The following is a 1732-nucleotide window of genomic DNA, read 5'->3' as shown; positions in this document are numbered from 1 at the left end:
TTAATAATGTGGCTCAGAAAAAAGCACATGAAGTTGATCAATTTCTAACGCGTTTTTCACGTGCTTTTCCTATTGTTCTCATTTATGGGACGGATCGTGGACTGATTTGTGAGCGTGCACAACATTTTGCTAAGCTTACACGGGTGGCAATAGAAGATCCATTTTCAACAGTTCGTTTGGATGCTGGTGAAATTGATAAAGATCCTGCACGTTTGGAAAATGAAGCGCGTACGTTATCGCTTTTTGGGGGAGATCGTTTGATATGGATCTCTAATGCGGCTAACCAAAAAGGTTTTCTTGCTGCTTTAAAGCTTTTAATTGAGAAGCCACCAGAAGCTTGTTTTATTCTCATTGAGGCAGGAGATTTAAAAAAAGGAACAGGGTTGCGCAATGTTGTTGAAACAGCGTCAAAAGCAATGGCTTTGCCTTGTTTTGCTGATGATATGCGTTCTCTTGACAGTTTAATTGATGAGGTTTTAGGACAGTTTAAGAAGACTCTTTCTTTGGATGCACGTAGATGGTTGCATGAAAGTTTAGGGGCGGATCGTCTTGTGTCTCGCGGTGAATTAGAGAAGCTTTGTCTTTACGCTGAAAATGTTCATATTACTCTTGAAGATGTGAAAGCTGTTGTAAGTGATGTAAGTGTTCTTTCTCAAGATGAAGTCATTGATGCTATTTTATTGGGCGATATATCAGGCTTTGAAGCGCATTTTAACCGACATGCAGCATTGCATGGGACGCTTTTTTTTATTTTAAGTACAGCACAGAGGCATTTTCAGCAATTACAGCTCTTGCGTTATCAGGTAGAGATTGAAGGAAAATCGCCTTTTACGGTGGTTTCTCAAGCACGTCCTCCTATTTTTTTTCAACGGAAAAAAACCGTTGAACAAGCTTTAAAATATTGGAAGTTAGAACAAATTTCTTATGCGATGGAAAGAATTCAGAGTGCTGTTTTAGACAGCCGTAAAAATCCGCTTTTGGGTGAAGCTATCATTCGTCAAGTTTTGTTAGGGCTTACAATTATTGCACGACGCCAGATGGCTGCTTAGTGTTTTAAAAATATTATGATTTTTTATTTTAAATACAATACAGAAGCATTTTCAGCAATTACAGCTTTTGCGTTATCAGGTAGAGGTTAAAGGAACGCTATTTTTGAGGAGGCGTTTTAAGAGCTTTAAAGTTTGATAAAAACTTTCCTTCAAAAGACAATCTTGATACAGTTTTATTATCTTATTGTGCCGCAAAACACTGTTCTTTAGGTTAGTAATATAAGGCTCAGGTGAAATTTTACGCATTCGGTGTTTTTTGTGTGGGTATTTGGTGAATATTAGGTTGGTTCATAGAGTCTTAATGGAGTAACACCCCCATGTAAAACAGAGTATCTCAAACAAAAGAAGACATTTGTATGGTAGATTCATACGCTTTCTTAGAAATATTTTTCAATGCGCGTCATATCTATTTCGCGTCGGTGTTTATGAATGGTGTAGAAGTAAAGTTCCTTGTGAAGAATATAAAACCCATAGAGCAACTTTATCTTTACGCTTAATAAAAGTGCAAGTCGACACTCATTATATACTTTGCTAGCCTCTAATGTTGCTACAGTTTTTAGCATTAGAGAGCGTTTTTCATCATTTTGCTCACATGTCTTCTTGTGACGTGTAGACAAGAGATTTTAATTGATAAGAGGGTTTGTGATGGAAGAATTTTACAGTATTCGAAGTTATGATTTAAA

The 1732-nt window shown here is 36.8% G+C and carries 1 protein-coding gene; it reads left to right on the top strand.

All coding sequences use genetic code 11. The features are described 5' to 3' along the window. The first annotated feature begins 8 nt into the window (after positions 1-8). Complete coding sequence (gene holA / locus ACFIO3_RS09825) at positions 9-1049, top strand: DNA polymerase III subunit delta (RefSeq protein WP_375704380.1); 1041 nt, start codon at positions 9-11, stop codon at positions 1047-1049. Positions 1050-1732: the final 683 nt, after the last annotated feature.

Source organism: Bartonella sp. AD328YNZD (assembly GCF_042196425.1).
This window is presented reverse-complemented; position numbering and strand designations above follow the sequence as displayed.